Raw genomic sequence first — 12,983 nt, 5'->3', positions numbered from 1 at the left:
GCTCCGGCGCGTAGCGGCCCGCGCGGCTTTTGCTATCGGCGACGGGCGACACTAGATCGCGATCAACCAGAAACTTTGAGAGAGGCCCTGAGCGCCATGGCAACCGAACCCGTCGTCATCCTGTCCTATGCCCGCACGCCGATGGGCTCGTTCCAGGGTGCGCTCGCCGGCGCCAGCGCGACCGAACTGGGCGCCGCCGCCGTCCGCGGCGCGGTCGACCGCGCCGGTGTGTCCGCAGAGGCGGTCGAGCGCATCTATATGGGCTGCGTCCTCCCCGCCGGGCTCGGCCAGGCGCCGGCGCGGCAGGCGGCGATCGGCGCCGGGCTCGGCACCCATGTCGAGGCGACGACCGTCAACAAGATGTGCGGATCGGGGATGCAGGCCGCGATCATGGCCGCCGACGCGCTCGCCGCCGGCTCCGCCGACTTGCTGGTCGCGGGCGGAATGGAGAGCATGACCAACGCCCCCTTCCTGTCGAAGAAGCACCGCGCCGGCGCCCGCATCGGCCACGACACGCTCTATGACCATATGTATCTCGACGGGCTGGAAGACGCCTATGAGCCTGGCCGCCTGATGGGCAGCTTCGCCGAGGACACGGCGGCCGAGTACCAGTTCACCCGCGCCGCGATGGACGATTACGCGATCGAATCGCTCCACCGGGCGCAGCGCGCCCAGACCGACGGTTCCTTCGCGCAGGAGATCGTGCCGGTGGCGATCAAGACGCGCAAGGGCGTGGAGACGGTGAGCCTCGACGAGCAGCCCGCCCGCGGCGACGTCGCCAAGATCCCGACGCTGAAGCCGGCCTTCTCGAAAGAGGGCACGATCACCGCCGCCAATGCCTCGTCCATTTCCGACGGCGCCGCCGCGCTGGTGATGGCCCGCGCCGACGCCGCCGAGCGGATCGGGGCGAAGCCGATCGCCCGCGTCGTCGCCCATGCGGCCCATGCCCACGCGCCGGCGCTGTTCACCACCGCGCCGGTGTTCGCGATCCGCAAGGTCCTGGACAAGGCCGGCTGGACCGCCGCCGACGTCGACCTGTTCGAGATCAACGAGGCGTTCGCCGCCGTCGCGATGATCGCGATGCGCGATCTCGACCTGCCGCATGACAAGGTCAACGTCCATGGCGGCGCCTGCGCCCTCGGTCATCCGATCGGCGCCTCGGGCGCCCGCGTCATCGCCACTCTGCTGTCCGCACTGGAAAAGACCGGCGGCAAGCGCGGCGTCGCCGCGCTGTGCATCGGCGGCGGCGAGGCCACCGCACTGGCGGTCGAGATGATTGACTGAGCGAGGTCAGCTGGAGTTTTCCCAACCGTCTTCGTCATGCCGTGCTTGTCCCGGCATCCACCGTTCCGCAAGCACCGCGACCGACACGCTTGCCGCGCGGTGAATGCCGGGATTAGAGGCGAAAGCGATCAGCCTTGTACACCCCTCCCCTTCAGGGGAGGGGCCGGGGGTGGGGCGTAGCCGAAGGCGCGCCGCCCCGAGGAAGCGCCCCACCCCAACCCCTCCCCTGAAGGGGAGGGGCTCAATTCGTGCAGTCCAGATCGCATCACGGATACTCTAGCCTGGCATGACGAAGAGGCCCTTGCGGGAATGCCGTGCGCCAACCGCTATTGGTTACGGCAGAACCTCGCCGGGATCGACACCCCAGAGATCACCAACCTCGACGAACCCGGCCTTGCCCTTCACGTCGAACCTGCACCAACCCTCGCCGCACGCGCTGATCCGCCCGACCACGCCCGGTGCGGCATGCCACGCGGCGCCCGACCCGGCCGAGGGCTTGTCGCGCATCGCCGCGGCACCCGGCCCGCGGACATAGGCGGTGCGCGTCTTGCGCAGCAGGTTGACGAGCATCCACCCCTCGGTGCCGTCCGGATCCTGCACCCGGCGCCACTCCTGGAACGCAGCCGTCACCCTCAGCGGCAGGTCGGGCCGCTGGTACAGCCAGGCCCCCGGATAGGTGCGCGCCGGTCCCGTCCGCATCAGGGCGCGGCCGGCGCCGATCGACATCCAGCGCGGCGGCTGCGGCGCCGCATCCTGCGCGACGGCGGGGGCGACCGGCCCGGCCGTGCCGACCGCCAACAGGGTGAAGAGCACGAGGCTCGCGATACGCATGACGTTGATCCCAAAGCGACGTTTTCCCGGGCGCCGCATCCCCTCCTCCATCCACCAAAGTCGCCGGCCGATCAATCGCGTTGCCCGCATCGGTTGACGCGCCGGGCCGCGCGCGCCAAGCAGCCGGCATGTCCGATCCGCGCCGCTGCCCCCACCCGCGGGTGGTCGTCACCCGCGAACTGCCAGAGGCGGTGATGCGCCGCATGGACGCGCTGTTCCAGGCCCGGCTGAACCACACCGACGCCGCCTGGTCGGCCGAGGCGCTACGCGTGGCACTGGCGACCTGCGACGTGCTGGTCCCCACCGTCACCGACACGATCGACGCCGCCCTGATCGCCGCCGCCGGGCCGGATCTGCGGCTGATCGCCAATTTCGGCGCGGGCGTGAACCATATCGACCTCGCCGCAGCCCGCGCCCGCGGCATCATCGTCACCAACACGCCCGGCGTCCTGACCGAGGATACCGCCGACATGACGATGGCGCTGATCGTCTCGGTCCCCCGCCGCCTTGCAGAGGGCGAGAAGCTGGTCCGCTCCGGCGAGTGGCACGGGTGGAGCCCGGGGGGCATGCTCGGCTATCGAATCGGCGGCAAGGCGCTGGGTATCGTCGGCATGGGCCGGATCGGCCAGGCGGTGGCGCAGCGCGCGCGCGCCTTCGGCCTGTCGATCCACTATCACAACCGCCACCGCCTGCCTGCGGTGCTGGAGGGGCAGCTGGGCGCGACCTTCCACGCCGATCTCGACGATCTGCTCCGCGTCGCGGACATCGTCACCGTCCACACCCCGCTCAACGCCGACAGCCGGATGCTGATCGACCGCCGCCGCATCGGCCTGATGCGCCCCGATGTCTTCCTCATCAACGCCAGCCGCGGCGGCATCGTCGACGAGGAGGCGCTGGTCGACGCGCTGGAGGGCGGTCGCCTCGCCGGGGCGGGGCTGGACGTGTGGGAGCACGAGCCGCGGATCGATCCACGCCTGCTCGCCCTGCCCAACGTGGTGATGACCCCGCATATGGGTTCGGCGACGATCGAGGGGCGTGTCGCCTCGGGCGAGAAGGTTATCCAGAACATCCGCATGTGGGCCGACGGCCACCGCCCGCCCGACCAGGTGCTGGAAGGCTGGGCCTGAAATCCCATTACACTCCCGCAACATACGGAACGAAGGCTGCAGTGCAGCATTCGTCGAGGCATCCCTTAACTGACAGGAATGCTCTCATGAAAAAGATCGCGATGTCCGCCGCCCTGCTCGCCTGCGGCCTGTCGATGGCGGCCTGCTCGACGCTGCGCGGTGCGGCGATCGGCGGTGCCGGCGGCGCCGGTGTAGCTGCCGTGACGGGCAACGACGTCGGCAAGGGCGCGGCCGTCGGCGGCACGGCCGGTGCGGTGGTCGGCACGGTGGTCGACTGACCCCTGTTCGTCATGCCGGGCGTGTCCCGGCATGACGACCGCTTATCCTACTGCACCCTGCTGCTCGACCGGCACCGGGGTCAGTTCATAGACCTGGAACTCCGCACCGGGCAGCACCAGCCGCCAGCGGAACGCGCCGACCCGCTCGACCACGCCCACCAGATCGCGGCTGCGATCCTCGCCATAGCCCAGCGACGTATCCCCCGCCCGCTTCTGCCGCGCGCCGAGGAAGACGTAGCGATGCGCCTCGTCCGGATAGAGCCAGCCGCCCGGCAGCGCGGTGCCGGTCTGCTTGGTGAAGCTGACCCGCTCGCCCGCCTCGCCTCCGACATAGCAGAAGAAGGACGGCGACTTGCTGACCCCTGCGCGCTTCAGCGTCACCGAGCGGCACTTGTACGAGCCCGGTGGCAGCGCCGGATGGTCGAGCGCGGCGTCCGCCTTCAACAGGTCACCCTCCGCCTTCAGCAGGCGTGCGCCGCGCCGGGCCGCCTGCTCGCGCGCGGTCGCCCAGTCGGTCGGCAACGCCTCGATCCGCTGCGCATCGGCCTGATCGATCGCCTGCCGCCACGCGGGCTCGGGTGCGAGCGTGACGGTGGGGGCGGCTGCCGTGGCCGGCCGATGCCGTCCACCGGCACAGCCTGCAAGTGTGGTGGCCAGTGACAGGGCCAGGATAAAGTTGGTGCGCGACATGCCTTCCTCCCGCACGGGTCAGGGACGCGTGCTTTCGGTGCTGGCGGTCGGGCTCGGCGGCCAATCCGTCGGCGCGACCTGCATGGACAGGGATGCGCCGACAGGGTTGATGAAAGGTTAAACGCGCGGCCAAATGACTGGCCCGTGCGGTAAATCCCGGCCGATCAGTCGCCGGTCAGGATGCGATCGACCAGCTGCTTCACCGTCGGTACGAAGCCGTTCGAGTAGAAGGGATCGCGCTGGAAATTATAGGCCGCATGCCCCGCGAACATGAGGTTCTGGTCGGTATCGCCGCCATGCGCGATGTCCTGCAGCGTCTTCTGGATGCAGAAGCTGCGCGGATCGGCCAGCCGCCCGGTCGAGTTCGTCTCGGTATCCGCCCAGCTGGAAAACAGGCACTGCGACAGGCAGCCCATGCAGTCCGCCTGGTCCTTGCGGATCACCTTCGCCTCATCGGGCGTGACGAAGACCAGCGTGTTGTCCGGCGTCTTCATGGCGAGCTGGAAACCCTGGCCGAACCACTCGCGCGCACGCAGCAGGTCGCCGCGCGTCACCCAGAAATTCTTGCCCTTCACCCCCACGTCGAGCTGGAAGACATGGTCGCCCGCCTCCTGCGTCGAGAAGGCGATCTGCCGCTCCGACCGCGCCTCGAGCGCGCGCAGAAACGGATTGCGCACCGCCGACGAGTAGAAGCCGGTCGGCGAGAACCGGTGGAGCAGTACGTCGCCCTCGCCGATCTCCATCAGCTGCTGCTTCCAGCCCTGCGGAATCGGGCTTTCCTGCGTCAGCAGCGGACGGGTGCCGTACTGGAAGGCGATGGTGCCGAGTTCGGGATTGTCGATCCACCCGTTCCAGTCGCGCAGATACCAGACGCCGCCGGCCATCACGATCGGCGTACTGTCGGGAATGCCGCCCTCGCGCATCGTCTCGCGCAGCGCCTTGACGCGCGGATAGGGATCTTCGGGCTTCAGCGGGTCTTCCGCGTTGGACAGGCCGTTATGGCCGCCGGCCAGCCACGGATCCTCATACACCACCGCCGCCAGCCACTCGGCCGCCTTGGAATAGGCACGCTTCCACAGCGCCCTGAACGCCCGGCCCGAACTGACGATCGGCAGGTATGCCACCTCGTAAGAGGCGGCGATCTCCGACAGCTTGTACGGCATGCCTGCGCCGCAGGTCACACCCGCGACCATGCCGCGCGTGCGCTCGAGAACGCCGTGCAGCACCCGCTGCGCGCCACCCATCTCCCACAGTACGTTGATGTTGATCGCACCCTTGCCGCCCGCGATCTCGAACGCGCGGCGCACCTGCTCCACCGCGCCGTCGATCGCGTACTGGATCAGCTCCTCGTGCCGCTCGCGCCGGGTCAGCGCGCGGTAGACCTGCGGGATGATCCGCCCCTCGGGATCATAGCTGTCGGCATTGACCGCCGACACGGTGCCGATCCCGCCCGCCGCCGCCCACGCGCCGGCCGAGGCGTGATTGGTTGCGGCGACGCCTTTGCCGCCTTCCACCAGCGGCCACACCTCGCGGCCGTTGTAGACGATGGGTTGCAGGCCTTTGAACACGGACAAGGGGGTCACCTTTGGGGGGATGAAACCCGATCCCTATAACGAATGCACGCGGCCAAGCGAGCGAAACTATCTCTCAGCCGAGCGCGCCCGGCCGTCCCAGCGCCCCTTCGTATAGCGCACGATACTGCGCGATCATCGCCGCCTCGTCATAGGATGCGGTCGCCAGCGCCCGGTTCGCCGCGCCGACCTCGCGCCGCAGCCCCTCGTCGTTCATCAGCGCCTGCACCGCGTCGCGCAGCCGCACCTCGGTCGGCCACTCGGCGACGAAAGGGCGATTGGCGGGCGAGACCATGGCCGGGATGTCGCCGACCGGCATCGCGGCAACCGGCAGCCCCGCCGCCATCGCCTCGACGATCGCGGTCGGGAACTGCTCGCTGACCGACGGCAGCGCGACCATGTCGAACAGCCCCAGCCAGCGATAGGCCGGCACTTCGGTCGCGATCACCGATACCCGATCGGCGATCCCCATCGCCGCCGCCGCGCCCATGATCGCGTCGCGCTCCGGCCCGGCGCCGATGAAGACCAGCCGGAACCGGCCCGACAGACCGCCGGCCGCGCGAACCAGCGCGGTCGGGTTCTTGGCGGCGACCAGCGGCCCCGGCACCGCGATCGCCACCTCGCCGCTCTCCCTGCGAAAGCCCGGCAATGCGCGCGGATCCGCCTTGGCGGCATAGGCCGCGGTGGCGATGCCGTTCACGATCCGGTGGACGCGCGCGGCCGGCTGCTTCCACGGTCCCAGCGCGATCCGCTCCAGCGTCGCGGACGGCACCGCCAGCGCGTGCGCGGCGGGCAGCGCCATGCGGCGATAGAGGTTACGTTCTAGCTTCAGCCCCGTCGCTTCCTCCGGTCCGAACCCGTCCTCGTGATGGACCAGCGGCGGCAGCACGCGCTTGCCGGTGCCGAATACCCGCCGCGCCATCACCCCGTCGATCGCATCCCAGCCATAGGTCAGCACCAGATCGAACCGCTGCATGGAACGCGCGATCGCCTCATAGCGCGCGACGGACGGCCGTCCGGCGAGCGGTGGCGCGTTCTGGGCGACCTCGTGCGCGATGCCTGCCGGGATCGTCGCGAGCGCCCCCAGCGCATGCGGGTCGGCGGAGACAGTGACGTGGCGCGCGCGCGTACCGAAGGCCGCCATCAGCCGCGCGACACGCGCCGCCTTGCCGCTCGGTTCGAACGTGCCGTGCAGGTGGAGGATCGAGATCGAAGAGGTCATTGGCCGTCGTTAATCGCTCCGGTGCGACTTGGCACCCCGGCATGAGCGTGAGGATTTGTTAACCATTTTATTAGCAGGAACCTGTTGCCTGCTGCTGCGTTGCGGCAAGTTGGGTTCGAAAGGGAGTTCGACCATGTTGAAGAAGATTCTCGCCTCCGGTTGCGCCGCCGCCCTGTGCGTCGCCCCCGCCTATGCGGCACCGACCGCCAATCCGGCCGCGTCGCTGTCGGTCAAGCCGGCCGCGCGTGCCACCGCCACCTCGCGTCAGTCGCAGAAGCTCGCCGCCCCCGGCGCGATCATCGGCCTGGTCCTCGCTGCGGCGGTGATCGCCGGCGGCGTGTTCATCGTGGTGGACGACGACGACAATTCCGACAGCAACTGATCGGTTCTGATCGAGAGAAGGGCGGGTCCGGATGGAGCCGCCCTTTTTCGCATCCGCGACGGATCAGCCCGCCTCGCCCGCGGCGATCCGGCGCATCCGTTCGGTAAAGCGCGCCTCCGACAGGCGGATACGGCGGCGGATCAGTGCGGCCGTGGCACCGAAACCGATCATCAGCATCGCCCACGTCGCCGGCTCCGGCAGGCGCGATCCGGTCTTCACGTCGGCGAAGCTCAGGTCGGCGACCGCGATCGGCCCGCGCCCGCTGACATGGATGCGCGCGATGTCGCCCAGACCGGTCAGCGTCAGGCGCTCGCCCATCCCGTCCACCGTGCTGCGATCCGCGACGCCCAGCAGGCGTCCCGACTCGTCATAGGCGGTCAGCATCGCCTTCGACCCGGCGTCGACGTCGATCGAGAAGGAGCTGGTCGATCCTTTGCGCGCCGGATTGCCCGGGTCGACGAACATCAGGTCGAAATCGGTGCTGGCGCCACCCTGGCACACCGCCACCGCGCCGGCACCGGCATAGGCCGAGCCGTCACAGGCCGCATCTGCACTGCGCACCACCATGCCGGCGGGCGCGCGGGCCAGGTCGATCGCGGCCGTCGCCGGTGCGGCGATCGTCGCCGCAACCACTGCCACCATGATCCCCACCGACCGCACGTCTGCCAACTCCATCTGGAAAACAGGCACTCCCCTTAATCTGCGGTTCATCCGATCTCAAGACGGTTGCAGGGGGTCAGGCGAAGGTCTGCTTCCCGATATGGGTCACGCGGCACGCCAGATCGGCCTCGCCGCTCGCGACGACATAATGGTCGCCGGCGTCGACGATCCCGGTCGTGAACACCACATCGTCGAGGTACATCAGATCGGCGAGCGGCGCGGTCAGATGCGGCGCGGGCGCCAGCAGCGGCTCGTGCTGCGTCCGGATCACCCGCGACGGGTCCTCGCCATCGAGCAGCGACCAATAGGTGCGATAGATGCCGACCACCCCAGCCGGCTCCACCCCGTGCCACAGGCTCAGCCAGCCCTCGGGCGTGCGGATCGGCGGCGCGCCACCGCCCATCCGCGCGGTCGCCACGGTGGCGGCATGCGGGCGGATGCCGGGCCGGTCGCACGGCTTCCAGTGCAGCGCATCGGGCGAAGAGGCCAGGTTGATCGACGGCCCCGCCCGCCACGCGCTGTCGGGCGGATAGGCGAAGTACAGGTCGCCCAGCGGCCGGGTCTGCGCCCAGTACTTGCCACCGATCAACCCCTCGAAGATCAGCATGTCCTTGTTCTGGTGGTCGAGCACGATGCCCTCCAGCCGCCAGTCGACCGCGTCGTCGCTGGTATAGAGCGTCGTCGAATGCCGCTCCGGACTGACCGAGCAGGTCGTCATCAGCCAGCGTCCGCCTTTTCCCACGCCGACCCGGCTGATCCGCGCATCCTCGACGCCGTAGCATTGGTAATCCGCCGCCGGCACGATCGCCCGGTCGTAATGGATCGCCTCTACCCGCGTGCCGTCCGCCGACAGCTCGACGGGCAGCAGCCAGGACAGGCTGGTCAACGCCATCACCTTCCATCCGCCCCCGCGCATCATGAACTTGCGCGGGTCGGCGGTGTCGACCAGCTGCAGCGGCCAGGGGTCGAGCCGATAGCCCTCCGCGGTCCATCGGATCGCATGGACATGGCCGTCGCGGATCGGCCGGCGCAGCGCCTCCGCCACGCGCACCATCATCAGCAGGTTGCCATTGGGCAGCCGCGTCAGCCCCGGATTGAACGCCCCCAACACATAGGTTTCGGCATCCACCCGGCCCGCCAGCGGCGAGCGGGCGATCTCGATATCCTGCGGTGTCAGAACCAGCGCGTCGAAGGCCATTGGCGTAAAATCCTCGTCACCCCGCGTCCAGCCGCGCCAGCAGCCGGTCGACAGCCGCCTCGACCTCGGGCTCGGTCAGAAGCGGCGTGTGCCCGACGCCCGGCACCGTCACCAGTTCCGCCCCCGGCAGCGCGTCGGCCATCCGCGCCGCGGTTTCCGCGCTCAACAGGTCCGAACGCGCGCCGCGCACGATCGTCACCGGCAGGCCGTCCAGCCCGGCCAGCGCGCCCCACATGTCCGGTCCGGCCTCCGCGCCCGGAACCCGAAACGGCTCGGCGATGCGCAGGTCATAGTCGAGCACCACCCGCCCCGCCGAGTTCAGCCGGTACAGCCGCTTGGCCATCGCCAGCCACTGTTCCAGCCCCCAGTCTGGATAGACGTCGGCATTACCCTCCTGCACCGCGCGCGCGGCATGGAGCCAGGTCGGCCAGCTCGACGGCTTGCCGACATAGCCGCGGATGCGCGACAGCCCGCCCGGCTCGACGACCGGTCCGATATCGTTGATGAGCGCCCCCGCCAGCCGCCCGCGCGCCGGCCCGGCCAGCAGCATCGTCACGATGCCGCCCAGCGAGGTGCCGACCATCGCGAACCGGCCGATCCCCTGGTCCGCCAGCAGCGCCTCGATATCCTGGACATAGGTGAGCGGGACATAGCTCATCGCGTCCTTGGCATAGCCGCTCTCGCCGCGCCCGCGCAGGTCGACGCAGATCACCCGCCGCCGCCCCGCCCAGCGCTCGGCGAACCCGGCGAAGTCGCGTGCGTTGCGGGTCAGGCCCGGCACGCAGACCAGGGGCACCACCGCCGCATCGCCCAAGCCAGAGTCACCGGGATAGTCGCGCGCGTGCAGCCGCACCCCGTCGTTCGACCACCAATACAGCTTCGCGTAATCGGCCATGTTGCACCCCGGCTTGCGGCGCACCCATATCGCGGCATGCCCATCACCCCGCAAGCCTATGCGCCCGCCCGCCCGCTCCTGTCGCTCGGCTCCGATTTCTGGGATCCGGTCGCGCCCGCCGCCTTTCCCGAAACCCGTCTGCGCTTCCGCAACGACCGCGCCGCCGCGGAGGTCGGGCTCGCCGACCTGACCGATGAGGAATGGACGCGGCATTTCGGCCGCTTCACGCCCCTGCCCGACACGCTGCCCCAGCCGCTGGCGCTCCGCTACCACGGCCATCAGTTCCGCCAGTACAATCCGGACATCGGCGACGGCCGCGGCTTCACCTTCGCGCAGCTGCGGGATGACCAGGGGCGCCTGAAGGACCTCGGCACCAAGGGTTCCGGCCAGACCCCGTGGAGCCGCTTCGGCGACGGCCGCCTGACGCTGAAGGGCGCTGTCCGCGAGATCCTTGCGACCGAGATGCTCGAAGCGCTGAACGTCCCCACCTCGCGCACCCTATCGGTGATCGAGACCGGCGAGGAACTCCACCGCGGCGACGAGCCCTCGCCGACCCGCTCGGCGGTACTCGTCCGGCTCAGCCACGGCCATATCCGCATCGGCACCTTCCAGCGGCTGGCCTATTTGCGCGACGAGGCGAACATGCGCCGGCTCACCGCCTATGTGCTGGGCGAACTCTACGGCGAACCCGGCGACGATCCCGTCCGGCTGCTGACCCATGTCGTCGGGCGCACCGCGACGCTGGCGGCGCGCTACATGGCGGCGAGCTTCGTCCACGGCGTCCTCAATTCCGACAACATCAACGTCACCGGCGAGAGCTTTGACTATGGTCCGTGGCGGTTCGCACCCACCTGGGACGCGCAATTCACCGCCGCCTATTTCGATCATGCCGGCCTCTACGCTTTTGGTCGCCAGCCCGAGGCGATCGGCTGGGATGTGGCCCAGCTCGCCGCCGCGCTCCGCCTGATCGCGGACAGCGACCCGCTGATCGCCGCGCTGGAGGGCTTCGCCCCCGCCTTCCAGGCCGCGCTGCCGCCCGCAATCCTGTGGCGCCTGGGCCGTGCCCCCGTCGATACCGCCACCGACCGCGCGACGGTGCGGACGGTGGAGGCGACGCTGCGCAACACGCAGGCGCCGCTCGACCGGTTCTTCTTCGATGCCTTCGCCACCGATCTGCCCCCGGACTATGGCCTGGAATGGGACAGCGTCCGCGCCGCGCTGGCCGCCCATCCGCCGCGCCGCGCGCGCGACGCCGGCTACTGGTCCGCGTCCCCGTGCAGCATGCAGATCGCGGAGGTGGAGGCGCTCTGGGCACCCATCGCGACGGACGACGATTGGGCGCCGCTCGAGGCAAAGATCGCCGCGATCCGGGCGATGGGAGCCGCCCTCGCCTGATCCGCAGACGCTTGCTACACACGCCGCCCATGGCCGAACTGATCTCGTACGAACCGGCGACCGGCGCCGAACTCGCCCGCCTGACCATTGGCGATGCCGATACCGAGGTCGCGGCGGCCCGCGCCGGCTGGGCCGAGTGGGCCGCCCGCCCGCTCGCCTTCCGGGTCGAGACGATGCGCCGCTACGCCAACATCGTCCGCCAGCGGCACGAGAGCTTTGCCGACCTGATCGCGCGCGAGACCGGCAAGCCGCTCTGGGAAGCGCGGACCGAGGTCGACTCGGTGATGGCCAAGGTCGACATCTCGGTCGCCGCCTATGCCGACCGTACTTCGCAACGGCGCATGGAGGGGCAGATGGGCGCCCGCGTCGCCGTCCGGCACAAGCCGCACGGCGTCCTCGCGGTGCTCGGCCCCTACAACTTCCCCGCGCACCTGCCCAACGGTCACATCGTCCCCGCGCTGATCGCCGGCAACGCCGTCGTCTTCAAGCCGTCGGAGAAGACCCCTGCCACCGGCCGCTTCCTGGTCGAATGCCTCCACGCCGCCGGGGTGCCGGAGAACTGCGTCCGCCTGCTGGTCGGCGGCCCCGAACAGGGTCGCGCCCTGTCGGAGCATCGCGGCATCGACGGGCTGCTGTTCACCGGCTCGGCGCGCACCGGCCTCGCGCTCAACCGCCAGTTCGCCGACCGGCCCGACAAGATCCTGGCGCTCGAGATGGGCGGCAACAACCCGATCGTGGTGTGGGACACGCCCGACCTTCACGCCGCCGCGATCCTGGTCATCCAGTCCGCCTTTACCAGCGCCGGCCAGCGCTGCACCGCCGCCCGCCGCCTGATCGTCGACGAGCAGCTGGCGACGCCGCTGCTGGCCGAGATCGACCGGCTGGTCGCGCGGCTGATCGTCGGCGCCCCGCACGACGATCCCGCCCCGTTCATGGGTCCGGTGATCGACAACGAGGCGGCCGACCAGCTGACCGAGGGGTTCCTCGCGCTGCTGATGCGCGGTGCCCGCCCGATCCGCCATCTCGAGCGGCCCGATCCTAAGCGCCCCTTCCTGCTCCCCGCGCTGATCGACACCACCGCGCTCAACGACCGGCCGGATGTCGAACTGTTCGGCCCCATCCTTCAGGTCGTCCGCGTCGCCGATTTCGACGCCGCGATCGCAGAGGCGAACGCCACCCGCTACGGCCTGTCCGCCTCGCTCGTCAGCCAGACGCCCTCGCTCTACGACCGGTTCTGGGCCGGCGCCCGCGCCGGCATCGTCAACTGGAACCGCCCCACCAACGGCGCCGCCAGCAACGCCCCGTTCGGCGGCATCGGCCTGTCGGGCAACCACCGCCCCTCGGCCTATTACGCCGCCGACTATTGCGCCTACCCCGTCGTCTCCAGCGAAGCGGACTCCGCCCGCGCCTCGATCGGCATCGGGTTGCGGGACGCGTAACATAACCCCTT

General features: G+C 70.0%; 13 protein-coding genes. 6 read left to right on the top strand and 7 right to left on the bottom strand.

The window, feature by feature from the left end:
- Positions 1-96: 96 nt before the first annotated feature.
- The gene (locus Q5H91_RS01575) at positions 97-1,284 is read left to right on the top strand and encodes an acetyl-CoA C-acyltransferase (protein ID WP_370655198.1); all 1,188 of its coding nucleotides are present in this window, start codon (positions 97-99) and stop codon (positions 1,282-1,284) included.
- A 333-nt stretch (positions 1,285-1,617) separates the two neighbouring features.
- On the opposite strand, the gene Q5H91_RS01570 is transcribed toward Q5H91_RS01575, so the two are convergent.
- Entirely contained in the window at positions 1,618-2,115 is a 498-nt protein-coding gene (locus tag Q5H91_RS01570) for an SH3 domain-containing protein (RefSeq protein ID WP_305171472.1), read from the bottom strand.
- A gap of 128 nt (positions 2,116-2,243) precedes the next feature.
- Between Q5H91_RS01570 and Q5H91_RS01565 the strand changes: the two genes are divergently transcribed.
- Both Q5H91_RS01565 and Q5H91_RS01560 read left to right on the top strand, forming a co-directional pair.
- On the top strand, positions 2,244-3,242 hold the full coding sequence (locus tag Q5H91_RS01565) for a 2-hydroxyacid dehydrogenase (protein WP_305171471.1): 999 nt from the start codon (positions 2,244-2,246) through the stop codon (positions 3,240-3,242).
- An 86-nt stretch (positions 3,243-3,328) separates the two neighbouring features.
- A complete protein-coding gene (locus Q5H91_RS01560) occupies positions 3,329-3,520 on the top strand; it encodes a YMGG-like glycine zipper-containing protein (RefSeq protein WP_305171470.1) in 192 nt (63 codons plus the stop codon).
- A gap of 42 nt (positions 3,521-3,562) precedes the next feature.
- Here Q5H91_RS01560 and Q5H91_RS01555 read toward each other — a convergent pair whose 3' ends face one another.
- The 3 genes from Q5H91_RS01555 to Q5H91_RS01545 form a co-directional block, all read right to left on the bottom strand.
- The gene (locus Q5H91_RS01555) at positions 3,563-4,210 is read right to left on the bottom strand and encodes a DUF4893 domain-containing protein (protein ID WP_305171469.1); all 648 of its coding nucleotides are present in this window, start codon (positions 4,208-4,210) and stop codon (positions 3,563-3,565) included.
- A gap of 164 nt (positions 4,211-4,374) precedes the next feature.
- The gene (locus Q5H91_RS01550) at positions 4,375-5,778 is read right to left on the bottom strand and encodes an NAD(P)H-dependent flavin oxidoreductase (protein ID WP_305172344.1); all 1,404 of its coding nucleotides are present in this window, start codon (positions 5,776-5,778) and stop codon (positions 4,375-4,377) included.
- Between the two features lie 79 nt (positions 5,779-5,857).
- Positions 5,858-7,003 carry a glycosyltransferase family 4 protein gene (locus tag Q5H91_RS01545; protein ID WP_305171468.1) on the bottom strand — a complete coding sequence of 382 codons (1,146 nt, stop codon included), beginning with the start codon at positions 7,001-7,003 and terminating at the stop codon, positions 5,858-5,860.
- Positions 7,004-7,136: 133 nt separating this feature from the next.
- On the opposite strand from Q5H91_RS01545, the gene Q5H91_RS01540 reads away from it, so the two are divergent.
- Complete coding sequence (locus tag Q5H91_RS01540; RefSeq protein WP_305171467.1) at positions 7,137-7,385, top strand: hypothetical protein; 249 nt, start codon at positions 7,137-7,139, stop codon at positions 7,383-7,385.
- Positions 7,386-7,448: 63 nt separating this feature from the next.
- Here Q5H91_RS01540 and Q5H91_RS01535 read toward each other — a convergent pair whose 3' ends face one another.
- The 3 genes from Q5H91_RS01535 to Q5H91_RS01525 all read right to left on the bottom strand — a co-directional run bounded on the left by Q5H91_RS01535 (position 7,449) and on the right by Q5H91_RS01525 (position 10,138).
- On the bottom strand, positions 7,449-8,060 hold the full coding sequence (locus Q5H91_RS01535; RefSeq protein WP_305171465.1) for a PEPxxWA-CTERM sorting domain-containing protein: 612 nt from the start codon (positions 8,058-8,060) through the stop codon (positions 7,449-7,451).
- A gap of 61 nt (positions 8,061-8,121) precedes the next feature.
- Complete coding sequence (locus Q5H91_RS01530; protein WP_305171464.1) at positions 8,122-9,243, bottom strand: glycoside hydrolase family 130 protein; 1,122 nt, start codon at positions 9,241-9,243, stop codon at positions 8,122-8,124.
- Positions 9,244-9,259: 16 nt separating this feature from the next.
- Positions 9,260-10,138: an alpha/beta fold hydrolase gene (locus tag Q5H91_RS01525; RefSeq protein ID WP_305171463.1), complete on the bottom strand. Its 879-nt coding sequence runs from the start codon at positions 10,136-10,138 to the stop codon at positions 9,260-9,262.
- A gap of 36 nt (positions 10,139-10,174) precedes the next feature.
- Here Q5H91_RS01525 and Q5H91_RS01520 point away from each other — a divergent pair, with 36 nt between their 5' ends.
- Together Q5H91_RS01520 and astD are read left to right on the top strand one after the other, a co-directional pair.
- Positions 10,175-11,533, top strand: a complete 1,359-nt coding sequence (locus Q5H91_RS01520) for a protein adenylyltransferase SelO family protein (RefSeq protein ID WP_305171462.1) — start codon at positions 10,175-10,177, stop codon at positions 11,531-11,533.
- Between the two features lie 29 nt (positions 11,534-11,562).
- Complete coding sequence (gene astD, locus Q5H91_RS01515; protein ID WP_305171461.1) at positions 11,563-12,972, top strand: succinylglutamate-semialdehyde dehydrogenase; 1,410 nt, start codon at positions 11,563-11,565, stop codon at positions 12,970-12,972.
- Positions 12,973-12,983: the final 11 nt, after the last annotated feature.

The organism is Sphingomonas aurea (assembly GCF_030678875.1).
GTDB classification, from domain to species: domain Bacteria; phylum Pseudomonadota; class Alphaproteobacteria; order Sphingomonadales; family Sphingomonadaceae; genus Sphingomonas; species Sphingomonas aurea.
Note: the sequence above shows the minus strand (reverse complement) of the source record. Positions and strands in the feature narration are given on the sequence as shown.

Excerpts from the sequence above, each read along its gene's own strand:
- Q5H91_RS01575 (WP_370655198.1), top strand. The coding sequence starts at position 97 with ATGGCAACCGAACCCGTCGTCATCCTGTCCTATGCCCGCACGCCGATG.
- Q5H91_RS01570 (WP_305171472.1), bottom strand. The coding sequence starts at position 2,115 with ATGCGTATCGCGAGCCTCGTGCTCTTCACCCTGTTGGCGGTCGGCACG.
- Q5H91_RS01565 (WP_305171471.1), top strand. The coding sequence starts at position 2,244 with ATGTCCGATCCGCGCCGCTGCCCCCACCCGCGGGTGGTCGTCACCCGC.
- Q5H91_RS01560 (WP_305171470.1), top strand. The coding sequence starts at position 3,329 with ATGAAAAAGATCGCGATGTCCGCCGCCCTGCTCGCCTGCGGCCTGTCG.
- Q5H91_RS01555 (WP_305171469.1), bottom strand. The coding sequence starts at position 4,210 with ATGTCGCGCACCAACTTTATCCTGGCCCTGTCACTGGCCACCACACTT.
- Q5H91_RS01545 (WP_305171468.1), bottom strand. The coding sequence starts at position 7,003 with ATGACCTCTTCGATCTCGATCCTCCACCTGCACGGCACGTTCGAACCG.
- Q5H91_RS01540 (WP_305171467.1), top strand. The coding sequence starts at position 7,137 with ATGTTGAAGAAGATTCTCGCCTCCGGTTGCGCCGCCGCCCTGTGCGTC.
- Q5H91_RS01535 (WP_305171465.1), bottom strand. The coding sequence starts at position 8,060 with ATGGAGTTGGCAGACGTGCGGTCGGTGGGGATCATGGTGGCAGTGGTT.
- Q5H91_RS01530 (WP_305171464.1), bottom strand. The coding sequence starts at position 9,243 with ATGGCCTTCGACGCGCTGGTTCTGACACCGCAGGATATCGAGATCGCC.
- Q5H91_RS01525 (WP_305171463.1), bottom strand. The coding sequence starts at position 10,138 with ATGGCCGATTACGCGAAGCTGTATTGGTGGTCGAACGACGGGGTGCGG.
- Q5H91_RS01520 (WP_305171462.1), top strand. The coding sequence starts at position 10,175 with ATGCCCATCACCCCGCAAGCCTATGCGCCCGCCCGCCCGCTCCTGTCG.
- astD (WP_305171461.1), top strand. The coding sequence starts at position 11,563 with ATGGCCGAACTGATCTCGTACGAACCGGCGACCGGCGCCGAACTCGCC.